The organism is Aurantimonas sp. Leaf443, assembly GCF_001425575.1.
Taxonomy (GTDB): Bacteria; Pseudomonadota; Alphaproteobacteria; order Rhizobiales; family Rhizobiaceae; genus Leaf443.
This window is the reverse complement of record NZ_LMRD01000004.1, coordinates 20,770-27,490: the sequence shown is the minus strand read 5'-3', so window position 1 is coordinate 27,490 and position 6,721 is coordinate 20,770. Positions and strand designations below refer to the sequence as shown.

3 protein-coding genes and 1 tRNA gene are annotated in these 6,721 nt (G+C 64.3%); 1 reads left to right on the top strand and 3 read right to left on the bottom strand.

Going from position 1 to position 6,721, the window contains the following annotated elements; translation table 11 throughout:
• Positions 1–102: GTP-binding protein (locus tag ASG48_RS04665; protein ID WP_156381454.1), on the bottom strand; the 102-nt coding region annotated here is incomplete at its 3' end.
• 555 nt (positions 103–657) lie between these two features.
• On the opposite strand from ASG48_RS04665, the gene ASG48_RS04660 reads away from it, so the two are divergent.
• Positions 658–732 (top strand) — tRNA-Gly (locus ASG48_RS04660).
• A gap of 63 nt (positions 733–795) precedes the next feature.
• On the opposite strand, the gene ASG48_RS04655 is transcribed toward ASG48_RS04660, so the two are convergent.
• Positions 796–3,696: a DEAD/DEAH box helicase family protein gene (locus ASG48_RS04655; protein ID WP_055846042.1), complete on the bottom strand. Its 2,901-nt coding sequence runs from the start codon at positions 3,694–3,696 to the stop codon at positions 796–798.
• A gap of 591 nt (positions 3,697–4,287) precedes the next feature.
• Positions 4,288–6,330: a M48 family metallopeptidase gene (locus tag ASG48_RS04650; RefSeq protein ID WP_055846040.1), complete on the bottom strand. Its 2,043-nt coding sequence runs from the start codon at positions 6,328–6,330 to the stop codon at positions 4,288–4,290.
• Positions 6,331–6,721 lie beyond the last annotated feature (391 nt).

Here is a 6,721-nt window from a genome sequence, read left to right as displayed (position 1 = left end):
CTTCGTGATCGCCGCCGTCAGGCTCGTCTTGCCGTGGTCGACATGCCCGATCGTGCCGATGTTCACGTGCGGCTTGTTACGCTCGAACTTACCCTTGCCCATAAAAGGCTCCCATTTCGGATACGGTCATTCCGGGCGCGACATAAAGAGTTGCCGTCGCGGGTGCAACCCTGCAAGCGCCAGCGGGAACGCACGACATGCGGCTCAATCCCGTTCGCCGCGATCCGTGACAAGGCGCACGAAGCCGGCTCAGGAGATCGTCGCGGCGCGAGGCCGCAGGGTCAAGCGCGCGCCGGGGCGATGCGCGCGATCCGAGGTCTCGAAGGCGGTTCGCTCTAGATCGGGGCGCCGGCAGTCCCGGGACGGTCGATCGAGGGTCGAAAGGATCAAGGGTCCGGCTGGAGCGGGTAGCGGGAATCGAACCCGCGTATTCAGCTTGGAAGGCCAGAATGCGCCGACACAATGTTCAAGTGTGTATGTTCCATGGGCTTGCACCTGATTGAACATCTTGATGTACGCCCTGCTGCCATATGAACGCAAGTTCGTGAACTGACCAGACTAGCGCGGCCGACCGCGGCCCGAAGGTGCTTGCCACCCTGCCCTGGCCAGGCTAAGGGTGACTCGCTCGTGTCGGTACCTTTTCGATGCGGTAGAGGCGCGGACGTAGCTCAGGGGTAGAGCTTCTGCCTTCCAAGCAGAATGTCGTGGGTTCGAATCCCATCGTCCGCTCCATTTCTCCTGTGTTGCTGGCTCAATCAGATCTAAGTCACAGCGACGGCTATGTCGGCCCTCGCATCACCCGCTGGCCCAAACCCGGAACGACGTCACCTCCGCGTGTTCGAGGTGCAGTTGCGTGGAGCCCATCAACTGCTTGAGCTCGTCAGAAAGGCGGCTTCCTCTGAAACCTGGCTGAACTACGGTGACGCTAAACACTGGCGGCCTCGGACGACCAAGCAGGCGCTCCACCTCCTCGAAGTTGCCCTTCTTGAAGCGACCTACGCCGGCACCGCGCATCCGATGCTCGATCTTGGCCCTGATCCGCTTGCGGTCGCACCACCTCGCCGACTTGATCGCCTGGCCGAGCACTTCGTACGCGTCCTCGACTCGAGCGCCCGGCGCTGGCTCCTTGGTGCTCTTGCAGTGGTAGATGTCAACATGTGTGTCGTCACCATCCTCGCGGATCTCGATGTAATCGGCGATTTCGCCGCTGCCATGATCGCAGAACACGACGGCGGCCGGCCCCCGAACCAGACGTCCCTCCAAGAACTGGAAGATCGATTCCTTGCCGTTCCTACCCTCACCGATTTCCGTGTTGATGCAGACGTTCAACGCCGCGAAGTCGTGGCTCACGAGGCAAGTCGGATCGAACGGAGCGTCGTCCGGGTTGGGAGGCAGGTTGTAGTCGCTGCCCCGCACGAGCCCCAGGTCGGTTGTGTAAAGGGAGAGGTGCCGCTCGTTGAGGTGGTCGAGCAAGCTCTCGGTCATGCCCCTCCTTTCGACCATGACATCGACGACGCCGGGAGCGCCCCGAAAATGCGGTTCACCCCGAACGTCGAATGTCAGCTCGACGTTTATGCGGTCGCCGCCGATCGTGATGGGGACCTCGTGTTCGGTGCATCGGTCGTGATGCACCGCAAGGTTGAGGTCCGTCAACGGAACAGAACGACGAGTCCCGTCGTCGTCGACGACCAGCGACCATGGCGCCGAGTACACCTCCTTGTCCCAGTCTGCGGCGAACACTGGAGCCGGAAGCCGATCGATCTCCATGGCGGTCGTAAGCAGGTCAAAACCTGAGTGGGTTATGACTGCCCGCGTGCTGGCAAGCCGTTCCGCCAGCCCGTCCATCCAGTCGATCAACTCGAAGAGCCGGGCCGAGCTGTTCTGCCAGATCTTCGACGCGCTGCTGACCCCTATGGTGATGTCGACGCCGTCGCGCGTGCCGCCGCCAAAACAGTGTCCCCTCGTGTACTGGCGCCCGTCGGCCGGCCCGATGGTCCGCTCCACGGATCCCCCAGCCTTTGTCAGGTAGGCCGACGCGGTGCTGTTCGACGCCCGATTCCGCATGCCGACGTTAAAAAGCTTGAGGTCTTCGAGGTCCAGGAGCACCCGGTTCAGCGTGTCGGTCGACAAGCCCTTCAACGACCGTCCCGCGATCGCCTCGCTGAGCCTCTGGTACACCCCGTCCTGCCGTTTCGAGGCGCACACGAACAGGAGTTCCCTCTCCGGATTGTGGTGGATCACGAAGAGGTGGTTGCTGACGTCCGTCAGCCGCTCGTCTTCCGACCATCTTACGCGGGCATATTCCCGCGTGACGAAGACGGCGGTCCTTGTGCCCTCGCTGACTGCCGAGAACACGACATTGAGCCCTTGTGGGAAAGCGATGTCGCCGTCGATGCTCAAGTCGCCAGCAACGCGCCAGACTTTGACGTGCATGTACGGCGTGAGTCCATAGAGCGAAAGCTCCTCGACGTCGAAGTCGGCTTGTTGGTCGCCTTGGAACGACTCGAGGACCTCACGCGCCCGCGCCTCGCGGACCACCCTGGTGGCGCCGAGGTTCGGAACAATCTCGCCCCAAGCGGCACCTTCGGCGTAGAGTTTCTCCGCCTCGACCTTGATGCTCGACGGTGCGGCGATGAACGTCGCCTGCCCGAGTGCGCCGCCCGCCGTCCGGGCGAAGCGCCCTATGAACTGGAGGGTCACGGCAAGCGACTTGTGCGGTGAATGCACGGCCGCGACCTTGAGGTTCGGCAGGTCGAAGCCCTCCCCGAGCATGTTCACGCAGACGATCCCGTCGAGGTCTCCTTCACGCAGAGCATTGATGACCTTCTTAATGTGCCCGACGGAATGCTCGCTGGACACGCGCTGGAGCTTGAGGCCGGTCACCCGTCCATAAAGCTCGATAAGTTCGATCGAACGCCTCTTGCTGTCGGTACGCACCATCAGTCGGTGGGCGAGGCCCTCACGAAGGTCGGCACGCAGCTTGCGCTCCGCGGCCCTCGCGATCGCCTCGTCTTCGCCGCCGTCCACGAACCCATCAACGGGTAGGTAGTTGATCGAGCCGAACACCCTGTCGTCGTAGGCGCGCTTGAGGTCGTACGTGAAAACGAAGCGTCCTTTGATCTCAAGTTCGTCCCGGCGGTACGGCGTCGCGGTGAAGAGGACGCGCTTGGCGGCTGGAAAGGCCTTCAGGAGTTGGCTCCACGTAAACGCAGGGCTGTGATGCGCCTCGTCGACCAGAATCAGGTCGAAGAATTCGGCAGGAGGTTGTGCAACGCCCTCCACTGCCGGGCTCGCGCTGCCCGGCGTCGCGACCACGACATCGTAACCCGCCAAAGCCTCCCAGTCCGCCACCTTGCCGTCGGCGTTGCAAACGGACGGCGGGACGGTGTCCTGCGGCAGCGCGCCTATGCGCTTCAGGATCCCCAGTTCGCGAAAGTCATCGAATATCTGCTCGCGGACGAGCCGGCTCGGGGTGACAACGAGAACGCGGCGAGCACGCAGCATGAAGGCGGCGGCTTGCAACACCGCGGTCTTGCCGGACCCCGTTGGCATCGTGACGATGGCGGGCTCCGTGCGAAGGGCAAAATGCGCGCCAAGCGCGAAGAGTGCGCCCCTCTGCGCGTCGCGAAACCCAGCCCGTTCCTGCACGGATACCGGAAACATCAGGTGAGAATACTGGTCTTCGAAGTACGGCATCCGACCCAACCGCGCGTTGATTCCTACGCAGCTTAGACGGGTGTCGCTTGATCGTCTTGCCGAAGATGAACGGACCGAGAGAATACTGACGGCCTCGGTGAGACGGGGCGGAAGCAGCTTCCCCCGCAACTACGTCGTCCTGCAACCGCCTGGTGTTGTCGTGAAGCCGATGGCAGGATCGGCGACCGTACCAGAGGCTAGCTGCTACGACGCCACGTTTCCAATAGAGGCGAAGGACGGAGTCGGCGTCAGTACCCAACCAACAGACGGCGCGGCTGCTTGCGACCCTTCTCGGTCGTTCCGGTGATGCCCGACGCTACCCGGAACCGGACGTTCGCCAAACGGGCGCTAGCTCTGCCTCAAACATCTGTTCGGCGATACAAAGAAGCGGACGCTTGTTGTGCGGCAACCTGTTTGCCACTACGCCTCTCTCGCCGCTGACAGTACCGACACCCTTCATGCGCGCTGACGATCGAGCCAGTCTGCACCATGAGCTGTCGAAGCAGTCGGGGCCAACATTGGACCCCTTCGCATCAGCCGTGCGCATGACACATCAGCGCGTATCTCGGTGGGTTCTATGAGCTGGTCCCATCAAGAGGCATGCGCGAAATCTTCGAGCTGCATTTGGGCGTGTGCGGCACGGGCATGGTCGAGGAGAAGCGCCTGCAGTGTCGTGTTGCGCATGCCGCGCGGGAAGACTTGATGGAACTGCACCGAGCGGGTCGGAACGTCGATGTTCATACGTGCGAGCCGCCCGGTGCTCTCCGGCAAGGGCGCGTCCGAAGCGATCTCGAACCAAAGCGAGGGCCGGCCCGCAGCGGAAGCGCCGACCGACTGGACATCCGTCCAGCTTAGACGCTCTGCAAGGCCGGGCGAGGTGAGCCCCGCGCCGTCGAACACGAGGTAGGGCTCGCGGCGCGAACGCCAGAGGCGCCGCATGGCGCGCACGACGAACAGTATGGCGAGCACAAGAAAGCCGGCGACGCCCAGAAGAAGCGGACGCGCCTCCTGGTCCTCCGCCCCGCCGTAAAACGCCGCCCAAACCGCAGCGGACGCAAATAGGAGGCAGACGAGCCCAGCGGTCGCGAAGGCTGCAAACAGGCGACGCACAGAAGGGTAGACCGCGGTCCGCCCGAGCGCCGCGCCCGCTTCTACGAACGTGCCGAGCCAGTCGCGCTGGCCGCGCAGCGCCCGGACTGCGCACTCCCGCTCAGTTGTCGCGACGGCGTGATTGAGTCCGTCCCAATCCGCAAAGAGCGCCGCGATCGCCTGGGACTCTTCCGTTGCAACGGGCCGGGCGGCGCGAGCGAGCAGGCCCTTATCAATCGCAACGCCCAACGCCTCGAGGCGCGCTCGCGTCGGCGGGTGGGTATCGCTCGGATGCGCGATGCGCTCGAAAAGGAAGGGCTCGATCTCGCGCACAGACGTCGCTGTGATGTGCTTTCCGAGTGCAGCGGCGTAATCGGGAACGGTTGCGGGTTGCGCGGCCAGCGCCTTGCGCTCGCTCGTGAGATGACCGGAAACGAGGCCGATGCGCAGGAGCGCGGTGGCGAGCGCCTGCGGGGATCCCGATAGGGCGGCCGCTCGGTCCGCCTCGAGCTCGCGCTCACGGCTCCAGTGCATCGCCGTTTGGTCGAACCGCTCGTAGGCGTGCTCTGCAAGTGCACTGTGGGGATGCACGATCCGCTCGAAAAGGCGGTCGATCCGAGTGTCGCCCCAGTCCGTGCCGCGCTGCTGCATCACCGCAGTCGCTTCGCCGAGGGCGGCAAAGAGCGGTGCGAAACGCAAGCCGTAGGCGGTGTCCTCACCGGCGAAATGGGCGAGTTCGTGAGCGAGCACGGCGCGCAGTTCCGGCCCGTCGAGGACGGCGAGCACGGGAAGCGGGATATGCAGCGCCGGCCCCGGAGCCGCGGCGGGCTCGTCGCTGGCGTCGAAGAGCTCCATCCCCCGCGCCGTCACGAAGAACCCCTCCGCGGCGCCGACCGCGATCGTGCGCGGCATGACCGCACCTCGCTCGGCGGCGAGTTCAGCGACGAGAGCGAACAGGCCGGGCGCCTCCTCTCCCCCGAGCGCGCGGCCGACGAGGCGCATCGGCGCGACGGCGAAGGCGCGTAACGCCCGGTGGAGATCGCGCAGCAGCGTGAATGCGCCCCACAGGACAAGACCGGCAGCGACCACCACGAGGAAAGCGAGAAACAGCGCCCGGTCGCTCGGAGCCTGCACGAAGAACAGCGAGGTGACCTCGAAGCCTACCGCCGCGATGGTCGCCGCAACGAGCGCGAGGATCTGTACCGCGAGGAGCAGGGGAAGAAGCCGGCTCACCCGGCCGAAGCCGCGAACGAGCGACTCGCGCGAACGCATGCCCCGTCGCGCCGACGCGGTGACGAGGAGAAGCCCGACCCATCCGGCGGCCAACCCGAGAGTACCGCCACTGAGCGTCACCCAAGCCGCGCGTTCGCGCCACACGGCGACCGCGGCGAGCGTTGCCGCTTCCGCGGAAGGTTCGGCCTGCGAAGCGGCAAGCGCGGCTTGCGTGTCGAGCAACAGCGCGTGGCCCCGCCCAATCTCCCAAACACCGAGCGCAATGAGAAGGATCGGCAGGACCGAGACAAGGACGGCGACAGGAATTCTCATCGCAGGCGGATCACCTTCTTCAAGTATGAGCAGTTCGAGGGTTCGCGCACCGTCCTGCAGGGATCATACGATTGCAAGCGCGCTCGCCGTCTCCGATCAGGGCGCAGGAAACGTACCCCGGTCTCCAAAGGTCCCCTCCCAGATCCCACTTCCTGCGAGATCAGGTAAATTACGGATGCAACAGGAGAGAAAATACGAGTAGGCTACGCCTCTTCCTCATTGGCCGACGTCGTCCGAAAGACGCATGACGACCAGGAGCAGGAGTTCAACATCCTCCAGCAGAACTTCTCGATGATGATCTTCCACCTCAACCAGCCCTTCTCCTGCTGAGGAAGAGGTCGGCGCCGATGCTTCCGCAGGGCCGGAGTGGGGATCGCGACCGTCGACGGAT